The organism is Paenibacillus rhizovicinus (assembly GCF_010365285.1).
Lineage (GTDB): Bacteria > Bacillota > Bacilli > Paenibacillales > Paenibacillaceae > Paenibacillus_Z > Paenibacillus_Z rhizovicinus.
Genome location: NZ_CP048286.1, coordinates 5,320,001 through 5,343,992, shown reverse-complemented (window position 1 = coordinate 5,343,992; position 23,992 = coordinate 5,320,001). Strand labels below are relative to the sequence as shown.

The window sequence follows — 23,992 nt, the reverse complement described above, 5'->3', positions numbered from 1 at the left end:
GCGCCTGCCTCCTATTTCCAACAGGAAAGGAACATCCCTCCATGACGGACAGTCATTTCACGGCCTACATGTATCGCTTGCGTTACATCGAGCGATGGAGCCTCATGCGCAACACGACCCGCGAGAGCGTCGCGGAGCATTCCTATCATGTCGCGCTGCTCGCGCATATGCTCTGCGAGATTGGCAACCGCCTGTTCGGACGGTCGCTCAATGCCGACCGCGCGGCGTCGATGGCCTTGTTCCACGACGCCACGGAAGTGTTCACCGGCGACATTCCGACGCCGGTCAAGCACCACAACCCGAAGATGCTCGCGAACTTCCGCGAGATCGAGGCGATGGCCGCGGAACGGCTGCTCGCCATGGTGCCGGAGCCGCTGCGCGATGTCTACGAGCCGCTGATTATCGGCTCCCGGCCGGACGCCGAACAGGCCGACCTGCTCAAGATCGTGAAGGCAGCCGACCTGCTCGATGCGTATATGAAATGCTTGTCCGAGCTGTCCTCCGGCAACCGAGAATTCGCCGTGGCCAAGGGCCAGACGGAAACCAAGCTCGCCGCCCTCGGCATGCAGGAAGTCGATTGGTTTCTGACCGAGATGGCGCCGAGCTTCAGTAAGACGCTCGACGAGCTGTCGGAATAGCCGGACCTGCCGGCGGTGCCTGAACGGCGCCTAACGTTCGAATGCTGCGCGCGATGCAGAATTGAGCTGTGTAATAGGTCGTCATGATCAGCACGTTCGCGTACGCGAACTCGGAAACGAACATATTCCAGGAAAGAATCGAGTCCGAGATCGTAAACAGCAAGCTGCCGACGATCGCCCATTTATGGCCTGTCATAATGGCGGACCAGGTCATCAGCGATATCACGCAAACGTAGAACAGCACGGGCACGATCAGCGATTCCTTATCGTCCCGCATTAAAGCGTGAACGATTTCCCGGCCCATGAACGAGCCATACAGGGCAATCGGTACCGCCATGCAGCACCGCAGCTTAGAGAATCGCCAATTGCTGAAGAACCCCGACATGTAGAAGAGATGGCCGATCAGAAAAGCCGACAATCCCGCAACGAACCAATGAAGCAGACCGTCGCCGAGCATGCAGAAGAACAAGCCGGTTAGCAGCAGACCGTGATACCGTTTCCGTTTCTTGGCCGCGGGCAGCCGGAGATACGCATACCAAATTACGAGCCACATGGGAATAAGCTTGAACAGCAGCTTGACGGCCATTGGCTCTGCGGGAATAACGAATATGTAGAGGATGCTCACTAGCAGAATAAGCATGGGTAAACGATTGTTTCCCAAGATCATTTCTCCTTTGCCGATGCCGTGTTCGGCCCTCATTTCAGAAACCGCCTGACTCGCTGCAGCGCATGCTTCATATGTGGATAGCGAAAAGGCAGATCGAATCGGGTGGTCATCTTCAGCACGCTCTTGCGGTGCGAGAACAGCTTGAAGCTGCTTTGCCCGTGATAAGCGCCCATCCCGCTGCTTCCAACCCCGCCGAAAGGCAAATACGGAGAGGTAAAATGATATACCGTATCGTTGACGCAGCCTCCTCCGAACGAGGCGCCGGTTAACACTTTCTTCTGGACCGCTTTGTTTTCCGAGAAAATATAGAGGGCCAGCGCTTTCGGGCGGCTGTTGATGGCTGCAAGCACCTCGTCGATCTCGTCATAGGCAAGCAAGGGCATGATCGGGCCGAATATTTCATCCTTCATGACCTCGTCATCCGCTTCAACCCCGGTCAGAACGGTCGGTTCGATCCGCAAGGTATCACGGTCGCTCGCGCCGCCGATGCGGACTTGCTCTTCATTCAAGTAAGCGAGCAGCCGGTTGAAATGTTTCTCGTTCACGATTCGCGTATAGGACGGATTGTTCAGCGGGTCCACGCCGTACATCTCCTCAATGGCCTGTTTGAGATGCGCAATCAACGATGTCTTCACCGACTCATGAACGTACAGATAATCCGGTGCGATGCACGTCTGGCCTGCATTTATGAATTTGCCCCATACGATCCGTTTGGCTGCCAGCTTCAGGTTGGCGTCCTTGTGCACGATACAGGGGCTTTTGCCGCCTAATTCCAACGTGACGGGGATGAGTCTTCGGGCAGCCGCCTCCATGATCAGCTTGCCGACCGGTGGAGCTCCCGTGAAGAAAATATAATCTACTTTCTCCCGCAGCAATGCTTGGCTCGCCTCTGCCCCGCCTTCCACGACGGCTACATAAGCTTCGGAGAATGTCTCGTTGATGATTTGGACGATCACGGCCGATGTCCGGGGAGTAAGCTCGGATGGTTTGATGACCGCGCAGTTTCCCGCCGCAATGGCGCCGATCAGCGGCATGAGCGCAAGCTGGAACGGAAAATTCCACGGCGCGATAATCAGGACGACTCCGTAAGGCTCACTGTATATGGCGCCGCTTGAGCCGATATGCGTGAGCGGCGTCTTTACCTTCTCCGGCCGGGCCCATGCCCGAAGCCGCTTCATAACGAAACGGATTTCGCTGAGCACGATCCCGATTTCGGTGGCGTACGCTTCGAATTCCGATTTGTTCAAATCCGCTTTCAAAGCATCCATGATGTCCCGCTCATGCCTCCGGATCGTATCGCGAAGCCGGGTCAGCGCCTCCTTGCGCAAAGAAATCGATTGCGTCTGGCTTGTAGAGAAGAAAGCATGCTGCTGCTGGATCAATGCCGAGTAGTCTGTCATTCTGTCATCCTAACCCCCTGAATGGAAAAGCATCTTTATATGTAGGTTGCGGCTTATGGATTCCGAGTCGGTCCGCTTTTACGACAGGACGGATGTCCACGCTTTCATTAGCAACCGTACGCCCCGCTCCATCTCGTCGTCTTTCACGCCCCCAAAGCCCATATAGATCTTCGGGTTGCCGCACGCCAGCCGTGATTGCGGATCTTGACTGCCATACACAAGCACGCCTTCCCGCCTCGCCAATTCCATTAATCGCTCGGCACTGACAGGAGCCTCGATGGATAATTCGACGTGCAAACCTGACCCGCTGCTGTTGACCTGAACAGCGTCCGGCGGCAAATGGCGGTTAATTAGACGAACGAGCGCCTCGTGCTTGAACCGGTATCGCTTGCGCATACGCCTCAAATGCCGGTACCAGTGACCGCGGGCAATGAACAAGTCCATCGCCCATTGATTCATTCGTGAAGGGCAGGAGAATGCAGCATCAATCGTGCACAACTGCTCGGCCAGACGCGGCGGCAATACCATATAGTTCATTCGCAATGCAGGCGTAAACACCTTTGAAAATGAACCCAAATAGATGACAGTGCCGTTCTTGTCCAGTCCTTGAAGCGACGGTATTGGTTTACCCGACAAGCGAAGCTCTCCGTCGTAATCGTCCTCGATGATATAACCGTTATTGTCATACGCCCATTGCAGCATTTGCTGTCTGACCGCGTAGGGCAGCGGCTCGCCCGTAGGACGGTGAGAAGGCGTCGCGTACAACGCATGGATCCGCTTGCGGGCAATCTCTTGCACGAAATCCCCCGTGCTTGCGATGGAGAATGGGACGAGTTGAAACCGGTTCTGCGCAAAATAACGTCCAACCTGCGCGATGCCGGGATGCTCGATCCCGACTGCAAGATTCTCCCCAAGAAGCTTGGAGAGCAGATGGATGCTGGACGAAATTCCGGTGCCGATGACGATTTGCTCTGGTGTACATCGTACTCCTCTAGACTGCCGTAGATAGTGCGCCAAGTTCTCCCGCAACGAATATTCCCCTTGAGAATCGCCGTATTCGTGAAGGGATTCGCTATGGAGCGCAAGGGATTCCCCGACGACCGACTTCCAGATGCGAACCGGAAACGAGTCTCCGTCGATCGTCAGCAAACTGAAGTCGATCGTCGCAGCGCCGCTATGGGTAATTGGCTCGTGTTGAACGACGGCATCGGCGGCAGTCTCGGATGAACGTCCCGGGTATTGATTTGGATTTAAATTTGGCTTGGGGTTTGATTTCGGGCTTGTGCTTGGGTTCGGACTCAAGCTCAGGCTCGGGCTTGGGCTCTGGCCTGGAATCGAGTTCAGCTTCGAATTTGGGTTGACGACCATCATGCGCGCTCTCTCTTTGCCGGTTACGAAACCTTCCTCCAACAACATATGATAAGCGGTCTCGATGGTCGTTTTGCTAATGCTCAGCTGTCGGCCAAGCGAGCGGATCGAGGGAAGCTTCATCCCGTCCGGCAAGACGCCCTCTTGAATTTGTGTTCGGATTTGATGATAGAGCTGACTGTACAGCGGTTCGTCCGCATCGAATGAAAGAGCTAGGTCGATGACGTCTCCCCCTCTCCATCTGACCTCTAAATAATGATGAAATCTGAACCTTTTTAGCGAGTCAACGTTAGTATAAGCTTTGAACAACGCACTCATCAAGATGAGATAAATCATGGTTAAGGAGAGATGTTGCGATGAGAATGGCCTTTATTATGTTCGACGACATGACGACGCTGGATTTGGCCGGGTTCCATAACGCGGTAACATGGTTGAAGAAACGAAATATCCTGGAAAATATTTCATGGGATTATTGCGCCGATGCGAGCGAAGTGACCGATGATCGGGGGATGCGCATTCGCGCGGATCGCGTTTTTCCGGACTTGACCGCCTACGATCTGATTTTCATCCCCGGCGGCATAGCGACGCGCCGGCTTGTCCACGATCCGCTCTTCGTCGATTGGATTCGGACAGCCGCAGGCGTCCCCTATAAAGTCTCGGTGTGTACGGGAGCTCTGTTGCTCGGAGCAGCGGGCTTTACGAAGGAGAAGACGATCACCACCAACCCGCTGGCGCTGGATGAGTTGAAGCCATATTGCAAGGACGTCGTGCAGGTACGGGCGATGCGGGACGGAGACGTGTTTACCGGCGGCGGGATAACGGCGTCCGTCGACCTCGGGTTGTTTTTCATCGAGACGATTACGAACAAGGACGTCGTGCAGGAAATCCAGCTGTATATGGACTATCCCTACTATGATCGCGGACCGTTGAACGAACAGGAGGATCGGCCATGAAAGAACAAACGATAGCCGAACGATTGAAAATGCTGGGCATCGCACTGCCGGACGCCAGCGGACCCGCGGCCGCGTACGCCAATTATGTGAAAGTAAACCACTTGCTCTTCATTTCGGGAAAGGGACCCGCTGGAAATCCGAAGGGCAAGCTCGGAGATGATTTCACGACAGCCGAAGGTTACCGGTTCGCCAGGCTGGCCGGCATCGAGATATTAGCCGTATTGGCATCCGCGCTCGGTTCGTTGGACGATGTGCGAAGAGTCGTTAAACTGCAGGGCTTCGTGAATGCCACGCCACGTTTCGAAGAACATCACAAGGTGTTGAACGGATGTTCCGAACTCATGGTCGATGTTTTCGGAGAGAAAGGCGTTCACGCGCGTTCCGTTCTCGGCGCTGTTTCGGTACGGGACAATCTCCCCATCATTATTGAAGCGATTTTTGAAATCCGCGAATAGATGAGGAGGTCACCCGGGCCGGCTCGGATTACCAGCCGCTGCGTTTAGCAAGCGCTGTAATATGGGCAAGATGATGCTTGCCGTGCCACGCGTAGATGCCCAGATTCGTATCGAGCCTGATTTCCCTTCCGGACTCCGGATGGATGAACACGCGCGAGAATGCCTCTTCGTCCATGCCGAGAAGCAGGTTAACCCAGCGCTCGTGCAGCGACTCCAACAGCGATAGCGATGCCTCGACCGGCGCGCCTTTCGAGTCGGACAGCTCCGCCCATGCGCCTTCGTCGTACGGCTTGATGGTCGGCTTCTCTTCCGTCAGCGCCAGCTTGAAGCGGATGAAACTGTTCATATGGCTGTCCGGCACATGATGAACGACCTGACGGACGGTCCAGCCTCCGGCACGATAGGGCGTGTCCAGCTGTTCGTCGGACAGGCCGCTTACGGCTTCCCGCAGCAGACGCGGCAGCGCCGCGATTTCTGCAATCCATTCTGCCCGAACGGCGGCTGTCGTTTCGCTTGGCGGCGCAAATCGCCCGATCGGATACTTCAATTGCTCCAGCTCTGTCGTCATTGTTCATCCACCTCGATTGTTTAGTCGTAAACCTGTTATGATTATAGCAGGATTGGGCCGCGAATTAGAGCATCCGACAACCCGGCAGCCGAACGATCGGCCGATCCAAGCGCGTGATCACCTACCATTTACGATATAGGAGCTGCCATTTTACCATGGTCAACATCGAACATCAGCATGAGAATCAGCGTACCATTCACAACGTGCCGTGTCTTGCATTGTCTCCTGCCGGCGAGCCAATTGGCCAAGTCGTGCTCGTTCACGGCTGGGGCTCGAGTAGTGACAGCTACCGCTTCTTCGCTTCCTTGATTGCCGGTTGGGGCTATCGCGTCATCGTACCGGAACTGCCGCTGCACGGCGAGCGGGGAACGTTGGATTATTGGAATCCGTCGGTGCTGCAGGAGAACTTCTGGAATGTCGTCGTGCAAGGCGTACGTGAAGCTGGCGGGATCGCCGCCGAGCTGACAAGGGAGTCCGTTCTGCCAGTGACGATCGTCGGACACTCCGCTGGCGGATTCATTTCCGCCGGCGCCTATGCCGATCAAGACGATATCCGCTCCGCGATCGTCATCAACGGTTCTTGCTCCTGGGTGCGCTTCGAGGAGCTCTACCGCGAGAAATCCGGCCTGCCCGCGATCACGCCTGACGAACATGCGGCTCTAGCGGCGCACGACCCGCGCGAGCGCATCCTCGCGCTCTCGAAACCGCTGCTGCTGCTCCACTGCGCGGACGACGCGATCGTCCCGGTCGGCAGCCAGCATGATTTCGTCGAAGAAGCCGCCAAGCGCCGTACCTCGGGGGATGCCGTTCAGTTCCACGCCTTCGAGCGGGTTAATCATGTCATTACGCTCGGCATGCTGCAGCATATTCATGCTTTCTTGACTGGTAATTGCTGATAGACGGCATCACCACTATAAATGGCCCGGCGCTTATTTGAAGCGTCGGGCCGTTTAATGTATTGCGAGAGACTTCAGTGCCGGCAGGTACGACATCTTGCTTCACCGGATTCGGACCGATCATCCGTTCCATGATCTGTTTCCGTTTGTCTTCATTTTCGTTTATTGGAATGCTTCCGCGCTCACGCTTGCCGGCCGCTGCTGCGCCAGCCTTCCTCCGTCGGACTGCACCCATACGTCCTTAAAGTCGATCCAACCGAGTGGCGATAGGGCAATGCCTTTCAACTCGGGTTTGTAAGACGTGTTGCTTCGCTTGTGAAGCAGGAACATCACTTGCGTCTCCTCGCGCAGCCGGTCTTCCATTTCCTCCAGCAGGAACCGCCGCTGATCGGGCGTCTCCGCCGCCAAGGCCAGATCGATTCGGCCAAGGGCCCATGTCAGCAGCCCGGGTTCCATATGAGCGTTAAGGAAGCTGCCCGTCTGTTCGTAGGTTTCGATTTCGCACACCTCGTCCTCCACGAACACAAGACTATACAAGATGGAATCGGCCTGCCCCAGAACGCCTAAATCGCGGCACTCGTCCCCTTCGATCAACCGAATGTCCACCGTGACGCCGAATTCCGCGCAGCGCGCCTGGATCCACCTGGCGTCTCTCTCATGCCATCTTCGCGTATAGAGCGTGATGGGCGTGCCCGAGTATCCCGCTTCCCGCAGAAGCTCCTTCGCTTGCTCCCCGTCGCTTCGGACTTGTCGCAGCGCGCTGTGCGCGTCGGGCCTGAAGCTGCGCGCCGCGTATATCCGGCTCTCCCCGAGCTCGCGAAGCATAAGGGAGCGGTCCAGCAGCAGATCAACCGCCCTACGGAACGACTGGGACTGCTGCGGCCCGGGCTTCTTCCGGTTCCACGTCATGAGCGAACAGCCCTGCAGCATCGTATCCAGCTTTGGCCAGGACTGGTCGCGCTGCAGCTCCCTTGCGTCATGCGCGAGCACAAGTTTTTCCCAGCATTGATCCGAATCGATGCCCTGGTCGGGCGGCACGAACGCGATTACAACCCCGTCCAAATGCGCGCGGCCATTGTAGTAAGCCGGGTTCGCATCCAGCACGAGCCGTTCCTCGTTTAATTCTTTGATTATGAACGGCCCCGTTCCCGAAGGAAGCTGCCAATACGCGTCCTCATCCCTCTGTACGCAATCGCGCGGCAGGATTGACGCAGCCGTCGAGCACATGTATCGGTGAAATATCCGATTGGGCTTCAATAGCGTAACCTGAACCGTTCGCGGTCCCGAAGCTGCGATGGCGAGGACTCCGCGCAGCAGCCAGCTGTTGGATTTACCGGTCCGCAGCCGTTCCAGGGTGTAGACGACGTCGTCCGCGGTCAATTCTTGTCCGTGATGAAAGTAGACGCCTCGGCGCAAATGAAACTGCCACACCGTCGCATCCGCCGAGCTTTCCCAAGCATGCGCCAGCCCGGGGGCGACCTGCCCCGCGTTCGCGTCGAACGTTAACAGCCGGTCGAACAATTGGCGGATAATGTGGGCATCGAACGAGAAGTACACCTCCGCTGGGTCTAACGTGACGAGCGGGACATGGACGGGCAGGCGCAGCATGTCCACCTGCTTCTCGCCTTCCCCCGATTCCGACCGGTAGCCGAAGTGGAACGTCAGCCATTCGTTGAACCTTTCATTGGTCCTCGCGCCGCCGCCATACTGATGAAGCAGCTCGAACGCCTGCTTGTAGCTGCCTTGTCCGGCCAGCTGTTTGGCGATGTCGAGCGCAAGTCCGTCGCGTTCCATATGGAATACGATGTGCGATCGGTTGCCGCGCCCCCGGCCCGGCTGCCATGTAATCCAGCCGTCATCTGCCATGCGCCGCAGGACGATCTTAGCGTTCCGAGGCGTGCAGAATAGCGCCTGCGCCATCTCGTCCAAGGTGACCTCAATCGGCGTGCCGACGCCCGCACCCTCGGCGAAGCGCTGCATTACACTCAGATAGCGTTCCGTTTGCACCGCTTGCATTCCTGATTGCCTCCATCTCCCTAAAAGGGGAAGTCTATTTCACATATTCTACTCTTTTTATCCTCTTTTCGCGAGCGCATAATGGGACCATGACATCGCGAGGAGGAATCGAGCATGCACGGGTATCTGGTCACGTACACAGAAGAAAAGCTGCGACAATACCGAGAGGACGAGAAACAACTTCTCAAGCTCCAAAATAACGGACGAACAGAGCACTCCCCACACCGTAACCTGGGCACCGGCCTATGGACGCTGCTGCTGGGCACAAGAACAAAAAACAGAAGACGGCATGACACTTCGATGAAGTGACGGCCGTCTTTTCTCCTCTATATCCTTGCGTTCTCCTCTGCAGCCGTACGTTTCCCAGAACACTGCATTGCAACTGTATTGAAGACGCATTGTCGGTGCGTTAACACCGTATTGCTTGGCCGGCCCTGCCGCCGCACTGACCCTCATGGCTTCGCCAGCTCCGCCTCCGCCAGCCTGTTCGCCGCGAGCGCAGTCGTTATCCCATCCTGCTTCGCCTGGCTGTATATTTGCAGCAAGAGACCGTAAATCCGCTCCACGTTCCGTTTCATATCCGGCATGGACAGTCCCTGCAGCTCGCAGGCCGTAATGATGAGTCCGCCTGCATTAACCACGTAATCCGGCGCATACAGGATACCGTGCTGATCCAATTCCTCTGCATGCCGGATTTCCTCGCCCAGCTGATTGTTGGCCGAGCCTGCGACGATCGTGCAGCGAAGCTTCGGGATCGTCGCGTCGTTCAGAATCCCGCCGACCGCGCAGGGGGCGAAGATATCGCAGCTCTCGCCGTAGATCGCATCCGGCGCTACCGCTCGCGCATGGAACGTCTTCACCGCCTTCTCCGCCAACGCGTTGCTGATATCCGTCACGATCAGGTTCGCGCCCGCGTCGCGAAGCATGCCGCACAAGAAGTAGCCGACCTTGCCAAGCCCCTGCACCGCAATCGTGCGCCCGTTCAAATCCCCGCTTCCGAGCAAATAATCCGCCGAAGCCTTCATACCGAGGTAGACCCCATACGCCGTCATTTCCGCCGTAAAATCGTTCGTCGCCATGATCGTGCCCGTCGTGTCCGTCACGTAAGCCGTCTCCAGACGGATCCAATCCATATCCCTAACCGTCGTGCCCAGATCGACGCCGGTCAGATAACGCCCCTGCAGCCGCTCGATGAACCGGCCCAGCGCTCGAAATTTCGCTTCGCTCTTGTCCGTGGACGGATTGCCCACGACGACCGCCTTGCCGCCGCCGAAAGGCAGTCCGAAGACCGCTGCTTTGTACGTCATGCCGCGTGCCAGCCGCACCGCGTCCGCGACGGCATCCTCTTCCGAAGCGTATACCCACATCCGGCAGCCGCCGAGCGCCGGCCCAAGCTTCGTGCTGTGAATGGCGATTATCGCCTGCAGGCCGGAAAGCTCCTCCTGGCAGAACACGACCTGTTCCACCTGCAAACGTTTCATTTCCTTCCAGACGTCCATGCCGCACACCCCCAAAAGTAACGAGACTAATGGGTATGAGACGAACGAATAAAATATGTATGGCCAATGTCCGATCGTCCAAGAATCCGAACCACCGGTTATTCCCGGATAAGCCAGAACAGCAGAAATTGACACACCGCCACGGTCGTAAGCACGATCGGCAGCCAATGGGACGTCAGATTCCCGGCCAAGCCGAGCAGCATGATAATCGAGATGACCCGGCCCGTGTTCAGGAAGGTTTCGCGCATGACGACCGATTCCACGCGAAGCTGCCCTTTCAGCGGCAATTTGCCGATCAGCCCGTAATAATAGGACGTAAGCGTATTGACCGCCAGCGGATTGCAGATGGAGAACGCGATCATGAAGACGACTACCGTCCACGCCGAGACGTCGTAGAGGAGGAATATAGAGCCGAGCACGATGCCGGCGGACGAATACAGGACGAATTTTCGCACAGGCTCCTTGCCGACCCGCCTCGATATGAGGTAGCCCGTACCGACCGTCAACGAGGAGAAGAACACGCCTAAATAACCGACGAAGTCCTCGCGCCCGACGGTTTGGAAGAGCAGGATATTGGGCAGGAACAGCATGATGCCCTGGAATAAACCGAGAATGAGAAAGGCGGCAAGCCCTTTGACGAAGAGCGCGTTCTTGCGCATGACCAGTCCCATCAGGTTCAAGTAATAGGCCTTATGATGCGAGACAAGCTGCGGAATTCGGAAGCTGATCACCGATGCCGTGACGAACATGAGGAAGGCGATCAGAAACACGAAGATATATCCCTGCAAGCCGCCGCTCAATTGAATAATGAATCCAGCCAGCGCCGGCCCGATCAACCCCGCCGAGTTGAAGACGACCATATTGACTGCCAGAAACCGTACCCGATTCTGCTCCGTCGATACGTCGTACATGAGCACGAGATAACCGGTCCAATACAAGCCGCCGGCGATGCCGTTGAAGACCGCGAACGGGATATACCACGACGCGACATGTTCCTGCGCAATGATGACAAGGAGATAAAATAAGGCAATCGTCATGATGCCGAGCCGGTAGGTGACCATGCGGTCCTTGCGCTTCGTAATCAAGCCGCCGATCGCGAACGCGACCGGGGTAATCAAGAAATTGATAATATTGTACACGCCGTTGACGTACAAATCCTGCGTTAGCCGCCATAAATACAAATTCAGAAAAAGCCCGGACATGGAAGCCCCGAATTGAAAGCAGCCATGAATCATGAGCGCGGTAATCGCATCTTTCCCCAAACGTCTTTCCGGCGCGGCGGCAGCCGATCTCCTTGCTTGCCATTGAACCCCGATTCCAGCCCTCATTCTCTCTATGTCCTCCCTGTTGCGCTTCGCCGTTAATCGGCATGTTGATGCCATTGTAAGGCACAGCCGTCGGAAGAGGAAAGCGCTTCCCAGCGGGGTGACAGGCTGAATTACGCGTTCTCCCGCCCTAATCTTCCATTATTGCTGCAAAATAGGTCTTTCTGCCACGATCTGTCCGCATCGGTACGACAGCCGGCGCTTGACGTAAATTTTCCCAACTGGAATGTCTGATTAGACCATCAATAATGTCGGTATCAAACCCTATCCGGAGAGAGCTTGTCGTTTACAATGGAGCTAGAATAACGATTTCAAGGAGGCAATTCACGATGTGGCAGGCAGCATGGATTTGGGCGCAGGGCGAGATCAGCCCGCGAAATGAATGGCGTTGTTTCCGCAAAACTTTCACTTGCGAGGAGACGGACAACCCAGGGACGGCAACGAAGCTGAAGCTGACCGCGGATTCCCGCTACGTGCTGTACGTCAACGGAACGCAGGTAGGACGGGGGCCGGTGCGCGCCTTCCCTTCCAATCTGCCTTATGACGAATACGATATCGGCTATCTGCTGAAACGAGGCGAAGAGAATGTGATCGCGGTCCTCGTGCTGCATTATGGCCTGGCGACGTTCCAATACTTGCGCGGACGCGGCGGATTGCTGCTTCAGGTCGACCGCTGCACGGAAACGAACGACAGCGGCGGGACGAACGACAGCGGCGAAACGACGACGATCGTCAGGACGGATGCTTCCTGGCAGACGGCACCGCACGGCGCTTATGATACCACCTCTCAGCGCATCTCCTGCCAGCTGGCATTCACCGAGCGGTTCGACAGCCGCGTCTGGGACGAGGGCTGGAAGCTGGCCGGCTTCGACGCATCGTCATGGGAACAGGCGGCGATCATCGGAGAGCCGGGCATGGCGCCTTGGACCACCCTTTCGCCGCGGCCGATCCCGTATTTGACCGAAGAGCCGATCTACCCGGCCCGCGTGGAAGAAATGAATTTCGTGAAGCCGGTGCCTTGGAGCGCGGCGTTCGACCTGCGCACGATTCTTGTGCCGGAGAGCGTCAACAACGCCAACCCCGTCACGCTCATCGGCTTCTTGGCCACGGTCGTAACGATGGCGGCCGACGGCGAGCTGACGATCGGCAGCGTCGACAACGGACGCATGCCGCTGCGGGTCAGCCTCGACGGACAATGGTGCCCGGACGAAGCCTATTACGGAGAGTCTCCGCAGCAATTCGTCAAAGTCATTCTTGGTGCCGGCGAACATTTGCTGCTCCTCGATCTGAACCGGGGCATGCATGGACATGCATACCATTTGGGAATCGACAGCGACGTAACGTTCGAGCTGCGTTCGCCGCTTGCGGCGGCTGACGGCGGCTTCGGCGAACGAGCGGGGACTGAAGGCAGCCACGATATGACGGTACCGTTTGCCGCCGTCGGGCCATTCGGCTGGGCGGAACATATCGATCATCAACCGGAGCAGCACGTCGACCGGAACCCGGCCGTCTATGAGGAAATTAAATCCGTTGCTACTTTGCAGCGCCTACTGGCGGATTACCTGGCATGGATACGGCCGATCGAGCCGCAGCTGTATCATACGGCGGATGTCTACAGCCAAACCGCTTGGCGCGTCGTCGATCAACCGCAGCCGATGCCGGCTTCCTTGCAGCGCGCCGTCTTGGCCAGCTCCGATCCCGGCGTCATCCCGCTGCACCCGGAGCTGGACACGGAAATTCTAATCGATTTCGGCCGTGAATTGACCGGCTATCTCGCTTTCGAGCTTGATGCCGGCGAAGGGACGATCGTCGATTTCTACGGCTTCGAATACATGCGCGACGGCTGGCGCCAATATACGTACGAGCTGGACAACACGCTGCGTTATACCTGCCGCGAAGGCCGTCAGTCGTACGTATCTGTAGTCCGCCGCGGCCTGCGCTACTTGGCGGTGACCGTGCGCGGAGCCTCAAGGCCCGTGAAGCTCTACGATGCGAAGCTGCTCCAGAGCAATTTCCCGGTTTCCAATGCAGGCACGTTCCAGTCCAGCAATGCCATGCTGAACGAAATCTGGCGCATCAGCCGCGATACGACGCGGATGTGCATGGAGGATACGTTCGTCGACTGCCCGGCATTCGAGCAGACGTTCTGGGTCGGCGATGCGCGCAACGCGTCGCTCATCAATTACTACGCGTTCGGGTCGACGGAGATCGTCGAACGCATCCTGCGTCTAGTTCCCGAATCGGCATTCCAATCACCGCTTTACGGGGATCAAGTCCCGAGCGGCTGGAGCAGCGTCATTCCGAACTGGACCTTCTTCTGGGTGACGGCTTGCCTCGAGCATTATCACTATACCGGCAATACGGCTTTCGCCCGCGAGATGTGGCCGCATGTCCGCTTCACGCTGGAGCATTACCTGGAGAAAATCGACGATCGCGGTCTCTTCAAATACAAGGGCTGGAATCTGTTAGATTGGGCGGGATTCGAGCAGCCAGGCGACGGCATCGTGGCCCCGCAAAACATGTTCCTCGTGAAGGCGCTGCGCGATGCGGGCCAGCTGGCCGCCGCAGCGGACGACACCGCCGTGCAGGCACGGTTCGAAGCATCGGCGGACGCCCTTCGCGACGCGATCAACGCCAACCTGTGGGACGAAAGCCGTCAAGCTTATCTAGACTGCATCCACGTCGACGGCAGCCCGTCTGCCACGACAAGCATGCAATCGCAGGTCGTTGCCAGCCTTTGCGGCATTCCCGACGAAGCGAGATCCGAAGTGCTGCAGCGTTATATCGTGGAGCCGCCGGCTTCGTTCGTGCAGATCGGCAGCCCTTTCATGTCGTTCTTCTACCACGAAGCGCTGACCCGGCTCGGCCTGCAGGATGTCATGACGAGGGATATCGTGAAGGAATACGGCGCCATGGTCGATAAAGGCGCGACAACAGTATGGGAAGTATATGCCGGCAGCCTGTCGCTCAACGATAACATGCTGACGCGCAGTCACTGCCACGCCTGGTCGGCCGGTCCCGTCTTCTTCCTCGGTTCGGAAGTGCTAGGCGTCCGCGGTATCACGCCGGGCTGGACGAAGGTTCGGATCGCGCCGCATCCGTCGGGACTCCTCTGGGCTCGCGGTTCTGTACCGCTGCCGGGGAGCGGCCGCATCGACGTATCCTGGGAGCTTGATGAAGCTGCGCGGATCGTGAAGATGCGCGTCGTCGCGCCTGCTGCCGTGGAGCTTGATATCATCGCTCCGGACGGATATTCGCTGGAATTAAACCAGGTTGCAATTGGATAAATAGCAGCACTTTATAAAAAGAGCAAGAGAAGCGTGCAATACGCCCTCTTGCTCTTTTTATTGATCTTTTGCATGTTCTTTTGCGCGATCTTTTCATGTGCTTTTGCACGATCTTTTGCATGATCCTATGGAATGACCCTATGCGTGATCTTTCGCATGATGTTATGCACGGCCTTATTCATGACCGTGCATATTCTTTTCCCTTTTCCTATTGCTCCGCTCAATCCCCGCACGGAAACTCAACCAAATTCACTTCCCGGACCGGAAGCGTCTCGTCGAACGGGATATGGAACGTCTTGATTTCGCATTTGCCGAACCGGCTGGACCACGTGCGATTCAGCAGCGGAAGCTCGATCGACGTTTCGGCCGAACGTCCCGACGTCTCGTAGCAGCGAAGGATCCAGCCATCGCCGTCCTCGGCCTGTTTGAACGCGGTGGACACGATTTGCTCCGACGATATTGCTAGGCCATCCAGCTTCTGCGACAGCGGACCTTCATGATACGTTTCCCATACCGTCGTCGGCGGGACGTTCAATTCGTACGCTTTGCGCACGATGCCGGCATCCTGCCAGCCGCCGTCATGCGGCACGAGCGAATACGCGAATTCCTGCATTCCTTGGTCCATGAACTCCACAAGTTCGTCACGTACTCCGTAATGGTCGGCGAAGATCGGACTGCGCACCACGGTCATTCTCGCTTCGTTCTCCAGTACATCGTAGCCGTATTTGGCATTGTTCAAAATCGCCAGGCCGCGCCGCCCGTCATCCGATTCCACCGCCAGGCCGCTAACGTCGATCCACTGCTGGCCCGGAACTTCGCGGCCGTTGGCCTTCCGCTGAATATGACCGTACGGAATCTCCGATACCGCTTCCGGCTGCTCCACGGCGACCGGGAACGACAGCTTGAGCATCTTGTGCTTCTCCCGCCAGTCGAGTTGAACCTTGACCTGCAGTTCCGCTGCATGATGATGGAGAATAAAATCTTGCCGAAGCACGGATCCGTTGTACCGGCTCGTGACGCGAATCGTTCCGCGCAGCGGCCCCTCCTCCAGCACCTTCACCTCCGCATCGCTGAAATAGCCGATCAAATCGCGGTAACTATGAAGACCGTGTCCCCACGTATCGCTATGATGCTCATCGATGATGACAGGCACGGCTCCCGGACCGCTGAGCATTTCCGCGTTCGTCCGTTTGTCCACCAGACGGGAGATATAGCCCGTATGCTTCTGAATTTCCACGCGCAAGAACGCATTCTCCAGCACACACGATACCGCTTCAACAGGCGATGCGATTGCCGGTGCCGGAAGCTCTTTCGTCATGAAGCACCAGTATACCCGGTAGCCCATCGCCGGAATACGAGCCATGAACAGCGTATCCCATTTATCTTCGCCGTTCGTACGTGATGCGCGCACGGTCTGAATGGGCACGGCATTCCCTTCGTCGTCCGTAATGCTCGCGAAGCGGCGGTTTGCCGTAACCGGCAGCTCGACGTCCCAAGATAACGGATTGAATACGACGAACGGCGTACCGACATCCGCATGCTCCCACGACAGCCAATCCTTCTCTTTGCTCAGCGATTTCACTTCCGGCTTCATCGTATTAATTGACCACGAAAGCCTTTGCAGCGCGGCGTTCAATGTTTTGGCGCCGATATTCAATGCTTCTCCGTATGCTTCCCTTGCGTCCTGGAACGCCTCGCGGATACTGCAGCCGCCCATAATATCATGGAATTGGTTGAACATGACGTTCTCCCACGCCAGCTGCAGCTTTTCTTTCGGATAAGGAAGCCCGACAAGCTGGTTCGCCATTGCCGAGAACTTCTCCGCATTCAGGAGCCGATGTTCTGCCCGGCGGTTGTTTTCTTTGGATTCCGAATGCGTGGAGTAACAGCCGATCGCATGCATTTGCATCTCGTCTTTGACGACCGGCAGCTCCGGCCCCGCAGCCGCAAGCTCTGCGAAATATCGGTTCGGAGAGCTCAGCACGACATGCTCCTCGCCGTATTTCGTTTGCATCGCTTCAATGGTGCGCAAGTTCGAGATCGTCGGTCCGCCTCCATGATTGCCGACGCCGTAGAACGTCATGTGCGCATGTCCGTCCTGCTGCGCCATCGCGTCGTGCCTGAGCACCTTCTCCTCGATGGAATGTCCCCGGTTCGTCAAATACGCTTCCGACAACCGGTAGGCCATCACGCGGCTGCCGTCCTCCGATTCCCACCAGAACAAATTGCGTTCCAGCTCCTTCTCGTTTTTATCCGGACGCATGAATACATAGTAATCCATGCCGCTTTTCTTCAGCAGTTGAGGCAGCATGCCGTTATGTCCGAACGAATCGACGTTGTAGCCGACCTTGGCCGTCACGCCGAACCGATCATGGAAGTACCGCTGACCATACAAACTGTGCCGGGCAAAAGACTCCCCCGAAGGCAGGTTGCAATCCGGCTGAATCCACCAGCCTCCGACGATGACCCAGCGGCCTTCGGCCACACGGCTCTTGATTTCTTCGAACATCTCCGGCGCATTCTCTTCGATCCAGCGGTAATAAGCCGCGCAGGAACGCGTGAAGACGAAGTCCGGAAATTCGTTCAGCCGGTCGAGCGCCGATCGGAACGTCGCCTTGATTTCTGCATAGCCCTCCTGCCACTGCCATAACCAAACGGGGTCTAGATGCGCATTGCCGATCAGATGGATACGATTCTGCATTTCCATTAGACGTCCTCACCCTTCTCGATTAAATCATTCAAGGCCACCGACAAACTCGCGTAATCGCCGATCGCTTCGCCCAGCCCTGCTTGCACCACCTCGCACACGGACAAGGACAGCGGGAGTGATTCCCGTTCCAGCTCAGCCCGCATATAAGGTTCCATAATTGCTTTCTGGCGTCCGTAAATGCTGCCGATCACGATTTTCTCAGGGTTCAGCACATCCACCAGCACCGCCAGCGTCTGTCCGAGCTTCCGCGCCGATAAGCGGTAGATGTCTTGAGCGAGCGGATCGCCAAGTTCTGCCGCGCGTCCCACGTTCTCTGCGCTCAATAGCGGAAGCTCCTCATAGGTCTGGCAAAAGGACGGCCTGTCTCCCGCATCCAAAGCGCGGCGCGCCATATGCTGCGCCAACTGCGCGATACCGCCTCCGCTGCAAAAGCCTTCAAAGGAACCCGCCTTCCCGTATCCGACGGGGCCAGCCGGTTCAAGCCGCATATGGCCGACCTCACCGGCCATGTCGTTCGTTCCGGCATAGAGCGCGCCGTTCAATATCAACCCCGCGCCCATGCCCGTGCCGAAGGTCAGAAATATCATGTTGCGGCATCCTTGCCCCGCCCCCCAATTCCATTCCGCTAACGCGCAGGCGTTGGCATCGTTCTGGAGCGCGGCCGGAACGCCGAAACGTCCGGTGAACGGCGTCACGATATCGACCGCGTCCCAGCCCGGCAAGTTCGGCGGCGAAAGGATCAGCCCCCGCCGGCTGTCGAGCGGTCCGCCGCAGCTAATGCCGACCGCGGCCAGCTGACCTTCGGGATGCTGGCTCGCTACATCCTCAAGGGCCTGAATCAATTGCTCGATCGCGGCTTCCGGCGAAGGCGGCGTGGCCATTTTCACCTTGACGACAATGTCGATTCCACCGCTGCCGTTCAACTTTCCCAGACTGACCGCGCATTTCGTTCCTCCGATATCCACTCCGGCTAACAGCTTCATGTCCCGAAGAACGCCTCCTTCACCATCATGCAGAGCGCATGGTAAATCGGCAAATGCCGTTCCTGTATATCCGGCGTCCGCTCATGCGGAACTCGAATCGTAACGTCGCACAATTCCTTCAGCAAGCCGCCATCGCGGCCGGTCAACCCGATCGTGCGAACGCCAAGCGCACTAGCCACCTGCATCGCGCGAACGACATTCAACGAATTGCCGGATGTGCTGAGCCCGATCAACACATCCCCGGCGCGGCCGTAGCCATACACCTGCTGGGCGAATACCGTTTCCGCGCTGACGTCGTTGGCGAACGCGGTCATCAACGCCGAGTGGCTGACCAGCGAAATCGCCGGCAGCGCTCCCTGAAGGCGGTCGGCCAACAGCTCGCCGTCATCCGGGAAAAGACGTGTCAACGTATCCCGAAAGCTTGCCGGCACGGGCCGCTTTGACATGAAACCCTTCATCATTTCGCCGACGATGTGCTCGCTATCCGAGGCGCTGCCGCCATTGCCGCACGCCAGCAGCTTGCCGCCGCCTTTGTAACTATCTACGAGAAGCTCATATGCCTGTTCCGCATCCTGAATGCAAGCTGTAAGCTCCGGATACCGTTTGACCATCGATCGTAATATGGGATGCATGTCAGCCGATCCGTCCTCTCTTCTGCTAACCTTATTTGCTAACGCTTCGATCGCGTGCTTCTCCCCGAAGGCCGCGGAAGTCCGATGGCGTCGTCATTGCGATTTGCTTAAACAACGTCGAGAAATAATACTCGTTCTTCAATCCTACGGCCAGCGCGATCTGTTTCATCGGCATATCCGTTTCCAGCAGCAGCTTCTTCGCCTGCCGCACGCGGATGTCGTTCAATTGCTCGACGACCGTTAAACCGGTCTGCTTCCGGAACAGCCTAGCCAAATTCCGATAGCTGACATGCAGCGCCGTAGCGATATCCTGCACGCGAAGCTCATTCGCGTAGTACGCATGCAAGAACAGCATCGTCTGCCGGACGACAAGATCGCCTGGATCCTGCGATTTCACCTGCGGCAATGCCGAAGCGGCGCGCCAGTCTTCGAACAAGCCCGTCAACCAATTCGCGAAAGCCGTCTGTAGGGCAAGCAGACTCATATCCGGCCGAAGGCAGAGCAGCCCCGCAACGATCTCCGGTTTAAGCGCGTAGGGCCGCACGAGCGAAAAACATTGCATAAACTCCGCTTCTTCCGCCATCCTGACCCCCGAATAGCTTTCTTCCTGCACGATCTGCCATCGCAGGCAAAAGCCGTCGTCCGATTCTCCCGGCAAGTGCCGATGCGAATGAACGACGCCCGGAGGAATCAGATACGCTTGTCCGGCTTCGATCTTGAAGTCAACGCCAGCCGACGTCGTGTAGAGCCGACCCTCCGATACATAATTGAATTCATACCAGGGATGACGATGAGGCGGATGCGCCCAATCCATCTCATGCTCCGCTGAAAGCGCATCCAATAACATGGTCGTAAGCCCGCCGATCCGAATCGGCTGCATAATGAGCCGCTGCAGCTGTTGCAGCGGTATCGCATAAGAAACTTCGTCCGCCAAGTAAGCTCACCTCTCACAAGCATAGGCTTCTAGAAACATTATAGAGCATCCCCGCACGGCCGGTATGACAATTACGTCCATTCATTTATAAAATCATGCCAACTTCGATTAAGCTGCGGCAACAATGTTGAAAACACAAAAAAGCCTTTATCCGCAAAAAGCAGATAAAGACTTGCGTTTAAGTATGGAGCGGAAGACGGGAATCGAACCCGCGACCCTCGCCTTGGCAAGGCGATGCTCTACCGCTGAGCCACTTCCGCATACTTGCTAGGAATAAATGGGGCGACCGATGGGACTTGAACCCACGAATGCCGGATCCACAAACCGGTGCGTTAACCCCTTCGCCACGACCGCCATATTCCTACATAGAGATGCAATACTTTGAAGCATCACACTCTGAAAACTGGATACGAACCTTTGCGAAGGTTTCTTGCATTAGCTGAAACGAGCATGTTCTTGGATAAGCCCTCGACCGATTAGTATTCGTCAGCTCCACGCATTGCTGCGCTTCCACCTCGAACCTATCAACCTCGTCGTCTTCAAGGGGTCTTACATACTGGGAAATCTCATCTTGAGGGGGGCTTCACGCTTAGATGCTTTCAGCGCTTATCCCGTCCGCACTTGGCTACCCAGCGATGCTCCTGGCGGAACAACTGGTACACCAGCGGTGCGTCCATCCCGGTCCTCTCGTACTAAGGACAGCTCCTCTCAAATTTCCTGCGCCCACGACAGATAGGGACCGAACTGTCTCACGACGTTCTGAACCCAGCTCGCGTACCGCTTTAATGGGCGAACAGCCCAACCCTTGGGACCTACTTCAGCCCCAGGATGCGATGAGCCGACATCGAGGTGCCAAACCTCCCCGTCGATGTGGACTCTTGGGGGAGATAAGCCTGTTATCCCCAGGGTAGCTTTTATCCGTTGAGCGATGGCCCTTCCATGCGGTACCACCGGATCACTAAGCCCGACTTTCGTCCCTGCTCGACTTGTAGGTCTCGCAGTCAAGCTCCCTTATGCCTTTGCACGCTACGAATGATTTCCAACCATTCTGAGGGAACCTTTGGGCGCCTCCGTTACATTTTAGGAGGCGACCGCCCCAGTCAAACTGCCCACCTGACACGGTCCCTGTACCGGATTACGGTACCAGGTTAGAACTCCGATACGATCAGGGTGGTATCCCAACGATGCCTCCATCGAAGCTGGCGCTCCGATTTCTAAGGCTCCCACCTATCCTGTACAGATCGTACCAAAGTCCAATATCAAGCTGCAGTAAAGCTCCATGGGGTCTTTCCGTCTTGTCGCGGGTAACCTGCATCTTCACAGGTATTAAAATTTCACCGGATCTCTCGTTGAGACAGCGCCCAAGTCGTTACGCCATTCGTGCGGGTCAGAATTTACCTGACAAGGAATTTCGCTACCTTAGGACCGTTATAGTTACGGCCGCCGTTTACTGGGGCTTCGGTTCATAGCTTCGCCTTGCGGCTAACCACTCCCCTTAACCTTCCAGCACCGGGCAGGCGTCAGCCCGTATACTTCGCCTTACGGCTTCGCACAGACCTGTGTTTTTGCTAAACAGTCGCTTGGGCCTTTTCACTGCGGCCCCCTCGGGCTATTCACCCTACCGAGGCACCCCTTCTCCCGAAGTTACGGGGTCATTTTGCCGAGTTCCTTAACGAGAGTTCTTCCGAGCGCCTTAGCATACTCTGCTCGACTACCTGTGTCGGTTTGCGGTACGGGCACCTTCACCTGGCTAGAGGCTTTTCTTGGCAGCCTGAACTCATGACCTTCGCTACTGCAATTTTCGCTCCCCATCACAGCCCAGCCTTATCGATGTGCGGATTTGCCTACACATCAGCCTCACTGCTTGGACGGACATCCATCAGTCCGCGTCACTATCCTTCTGCGTCACCCCATTGCTCGTAACGGCTTACGGTGGTACAGGAATATCAACCTGTTGTCCTTCGACTACGCCTTTCGGCCTCGCCTTAGGTCCCGACTTACCCTGAGCGGACGAGCCTTCCTCAGGAATCCTTAGTCTTACGGCGGACAAGATTCTCACTTGTCTTTTCGTTACTCATACCGGCATTCTCACTTGAATGCGCTCCACCAGTCCTTACGGTCTGACTTCAACGTACATTCAACGCTCCCCTACCCCTGATGCATACGCATCAAGCCATAGCTTCGGTGGTGTGTTTAGCCCCGTTACATTTTCGGCGCAGAGTCACTCGACCAGTGAGCTATTACGCACTCTTTAAATGGTGGCTGCTTCTAAGCCAACATCCTGGTTGTCTTTGCAACTCCACATCCTTTCCCACTTAACACACACTTGGGGACCTTAGCTGATGGTCTGGGCTGTTTCCCTCTTGACAATGGATCTTAGCACTCACTGTCTGACTCCCGGATATAAGTACATGGCATTCGGAGTTTGACTGGACTTGGTAACCCTTGGCGGGCCCCGCACCCAATCAGTGCTCTACCTCCACGACTCTTACTCCGAGGCTAGCCCTAAAGCTATTTCGGGGAGAACCAGCTATCTCCGAGTTCGATTGGAATTTCTCCGCTACCCCCACCTCATCCCCGAATTTTTCAACATTCGTGGGTTCGGGCCTCCAGTGCGTGTTACCGCACCTTCACCCTGGACAGGGGTAGATCACACGGTTTCGGGTCTACGTCCACATACTATGTCGCCCTATTCAGACTCGCTTTCGCTGCGGCTCCGGCTCTTCACCTTAACCTTGCATGGGAACGTAACTCGCCGGTTCATTCTACAAAAGGCACGCCATCACCCATATAGAGGGCTCTGACTTTTTGTAAGCGCACGGTTTCAGGTTCTGTTTCACTCCGCTTCCGCGGTGCTTTTCACCTTTCCCTCACGGTACTGCTTCGCTATCGGTCGCTAGGGAGTATTTAGCCTTGGCAGATGGTCCTGCCGGATTCCCACGAGGTTTCACGTGTCTCGCGGTACTCAGGATCCGTCTCGGAGAGTGCTGACTTTGGACTACAGGGCTTTTACCTCTTATAGCGGGCCTTTCCAGACCTCTTCGTCTAATCAACACCTTTGTAACTCCATGTGAGACGTCCTACAACCCCAAGGAGCAAGCTCCTTGGTTTGGGCTAATCCGCGTTCGCTCGCCGCTACTGACGGAATCACTATTGTTTTCTCTTCCTCAGGGTACTTAGATGTTTCAGTTCCCCTGGTGTGCCTCCATGCTACCTATGTATTCAGTAACAGGTGACTGGACATTACTCCAGCCGGGTTTCCCCATTCGGACATCCCCGGATCAGCGCCTGCTTACGGCTCCCCGAGGCATTTCGTCGTTCGCCACGTCCTTCTTCGGCTCCTAGCGCCTAGGCATCCTCCGTGCGCTCTTAGTAGCTTAACCATGGCTCCGGTTTACGGTGCCATGAAAAATGGCTTCTATGTTCGTTTGCTTCGCTACAGTCCCGTCAGATTCGATGAGCACTCCCGTTGTGCTGCGCACAAAAGTCGTTCTCCTTCGAACTGCCGGCGCTTTCGCTCCGTACGAACATCCGCTTCTTCATGACAAAACCTTCGCTAACATGCAGTGCGTGTTAACGCGACTGCGTTTCTCGTTAATCTCAGCTAAGAGATATTTCGCAAATTTCATATCCAGTTTTCAAAGTGCAAGGTTGTTTTCTG

16 protein-coding genes, 2 tRNA genes and 1 rRNA gene are annotated in these 23,992 nt (G+C 56.5%); 5 read left to right on the top strand and 14 right to left on the bottom strand.

Annotated elements, in window-relative coordinates:
- Positions 1–41: 41 nt before the first annotated feature.
- Positions 42–638, top strand: coding sequence for a 5'-deoxynucleotidase (yfbR, locus tag GZH47_RS23900; protein ID WP_162643533.1), 597 nt, complete (start codon positions 42–44; stop codon positions 636–638).
- Here the strand turns inward: yfbR and GZH47_RS23895 are convergent.
- The 3 genes from GZH47_RS23895 to pdxR all read right to left on the bottom strand — a co-directional run bounded on the left by GZH47_RS23895 (position 607) and on the right by pdxR (position 4,391).
- Positions 607–1,338, bottom strand: a complete 732-nt coding sequence (locus tag GZH47_RS23895) for a lysoplasmalogenase (protein WP_225446183.1) — start codon at positions 1,336–1,338, stop codon at positions 607–609. The genes yfbR and GZH47_RS23895 overlap by 32 nt on opposite strands.
- Positions 1,335–2,705: an aldehyde dehydrogenase gene (locus tag GZH47_RS23890; protein WP_162643532.1), complete on the bottom strand. Its 1,371-nt coding sequence runs from the start codon at positions 2,703–2,705 to the stop codon at positions 1,335–1,337. The genes GZH47_RS23895 and GZH47_RS23890 overlap by 4 nt, the downstream gene beginning before the upstream one ends.
- A gap of 78 nt (positions 2,706–2,783) precedes the next feature.
- Positions 2,784–4,391 carry a MocR-like pyridoxine biosynthesis transcription factor PdxR gene (gene pdxR, locus GZH47_RS23885; RefSeq protein ID WP_225446572.1) on the bottom strand — a complete coding sequence of 536 codons (1,608 nt, stop codon included), beginning with the start codon at positions 4,389–4,391 and terminating at the stop codon, positions 2,784–2,786.
- A 38-nt stretch (positions 4,392–4,429) separates the two neighbouring features.
- Between pdxR and GZH47_RS23880 the strand changes: the two genes are divergently transcribed.
- A complete protein-coding gene (locus GZH47_RS23880; protein ID WP_162643530.1) occupies positions 4,430–5,026 on the top strand; it encodes a DJ-1/PfpI family protein in 597 nt (198 codons plus the stop codon).
- Positions 5,023–5,481: a RidA family protein gene (locus GZH47_RS23875; RefSeq protein ID WP_162643529.1), complete on the top strand. Its 459-nt coding sequence runs from the start codon at positions 5,023–5,025 to the stop codon at positions 5,479–5,481. Before GZH47_RS23880 ends, GZH47_RS23875 begins: the two co-directional genes overlap by 4 nt.
- Positions 5,482–5,509: 28 nt before the next feature.
- Here the strand turns inward: GZH47_RS23875 and GZH47_RS23870 are convergent, their stop codons facing one another.
- Positions 5,510–6,049: a YfiT family bacillithiol transferase gene (locus tag GZH47_RS23870; RefSeq protein WP_162643528.1), complete on the bottom strand. Its 540-nt coding sequence runs from the start codon at positions 6,047–6,049 to the stop codon at positions 5,510–5,512.
- A 155-nt stretch (positions 6,050–6,204) separates the two neighbouring features.
- On the opposite strand from GZH47_RS23870, the gene GZH47_RS23865 reads away from it, so the two are divergent.
- Complete coding sequence (locus tag GZH47_RS23865; RefSeq protein WP_162643527.1) at positions 6,205–6,945, top strand: alpha/beta hydrolase; 741 nt, start codon at positions 6,205–6,207, stop codon at positions 6,943–6,945.
- A 162-nt stretch (positions 6,946–7,107) separates the two neighbouring features.
- Here GZH47_RS23865 and GZH47_RS23860 read toward each other — a convergent pair whose 3' ends face one another.
- The 3 genes from GZH47_RS23860 to GZH47_RS23850 all read right to left on the bottom strand — a co-directional run bounded on the left by GZH47_RS23860 (position 7,108) and on the right by GZH47_RS23850 (position 11,788).
- A complete protein-coding gene (locus GZH47_RS23860) occupies positions 7,108–8,961 on the bottom strand; it encodes an ABC transporter substrate-binding protein (RefSeq protein ID WP_162643526.1) in 1,854 nt (617 codons plus the stop codon).
- 452 nt (positions 8,962–9,413) lie between these two features.
- Positions 9,414–10,460: a Leu/Phe/Val dehydrogenase gene (locus GZH47_RS23855; protein WP_162643525.1), complete on the bottom strand. Its 1,047-nt coding sequence runs from the start codon at positions 10,458–10,460 to the stop codon at positions 9,414–9,416.
- A 98-nt stretch (positions 10,461–10,558) separates the two neighbouring features.
- On the bottom strand, positions 10,559–11,788 hold the full coding sequence (locus GZH47_RS23850) for an MFS transporter (protein ID WP_162643524.1): 1,230 nt from the start codon (positions 11,786–11,788) through the stop codon (positions 10,559–10,561).
- A gap of 326 nt (positions 11,789–12,114) precedes the next feature.
- Here GZH47_RS23850 and GZH47_RS23845 point away from each other — a divergent pair, with 326 nt between their 5' ends.
- Positions 12,115–15,072 (top strand): family 78 glycoside hydrolase catalytic domain, encoded by a 2,958-nt coding sequence (locus GZH47_RS23845; protein ID WP_225446182.1) that lies wholly within the window; start codon positions 12,115–12,117, stop codon positions 15,070–15,072.
- Between the two features lie 220 nt (positions 15,073–15,292).
- Here GZH47_RS23845 and GZH47_RS23840 read toward each other — a convergent pair whose 3' ends face one another.
- The 7 genes from GZH47_RS23840 to GZH47_RS23810 form a co-directional block, all read right to left on the bottom strand.
- Entirely contained in the window at positions 15,293–17,779 is a 2,487-nt protein-coding gene (locus GZH47_RS23840) for an alpha-mannosidase (protein WP_225446181.1), read from the bottom strand.
- A complete protein-coding gene (locus tag GZH47_RS23835) occupies positions 17,779–18,765 on the bottom strand; it encodes an ROK family protein (RefSeq protein WP_162643520.1) in 987 nt (328 codons plus the stop codon). Before GZH47_RS23835 ends, GZH47_RS23840 begins: the two co-directional genes overlap by 1 nt.
- Positions 18,762–19,397 (bottom strand): D-sedoheptulose-7-phosphate isomerase, encoded by a 636-nt coding sequence (locus GZH47_RS23830; RefSeq protein ID WP_162643519.1) that lies wholly within the window; start codon positions 19,395–19,397, stop codon positions 18,762–18,764. The genes GZH47_RS23835 and GZH47_RS23830 overlap by 4 nt, the downstream gene beginning before the upstream one ends.
- 31 nt (positions 19,398–19,428) lie before the next feature.
- Positions 19,429–20,331 (bottom strand): AraC family transcriptional regulator, encoded by a 903-nt coding sequence (locus tag GZH47_RS23825; protein ID WP_162643518.1) that lies wholly within the window; start codon positions 20,329–20,331, stop codon positions 19,429–19,431.
- Between the two features lie 185 nt (positions 20,332–20,516).
- Positions 20,517–20,591: transfer RNA gene (locus GZH47_RS23820), tRNA-Gly, on the bottom strand.
- A gap of 18 nt (positions 20,592–20,609) precedes the next feature.
- Positions 20,610–20,685 (bottom strand) — tRNA-His (locus GZH47_RS23815).
- Positions 20,686–20,787: 102 nt separating this feature from the next.
- Positions 20,788–23,714: ribosomal RNA gene (locus GZH47_RS23810) — 23S ribosomal RNA — on the bottom strand.
- Positions 23,715–23,992 lie beyond the last annotated feature (278 nt).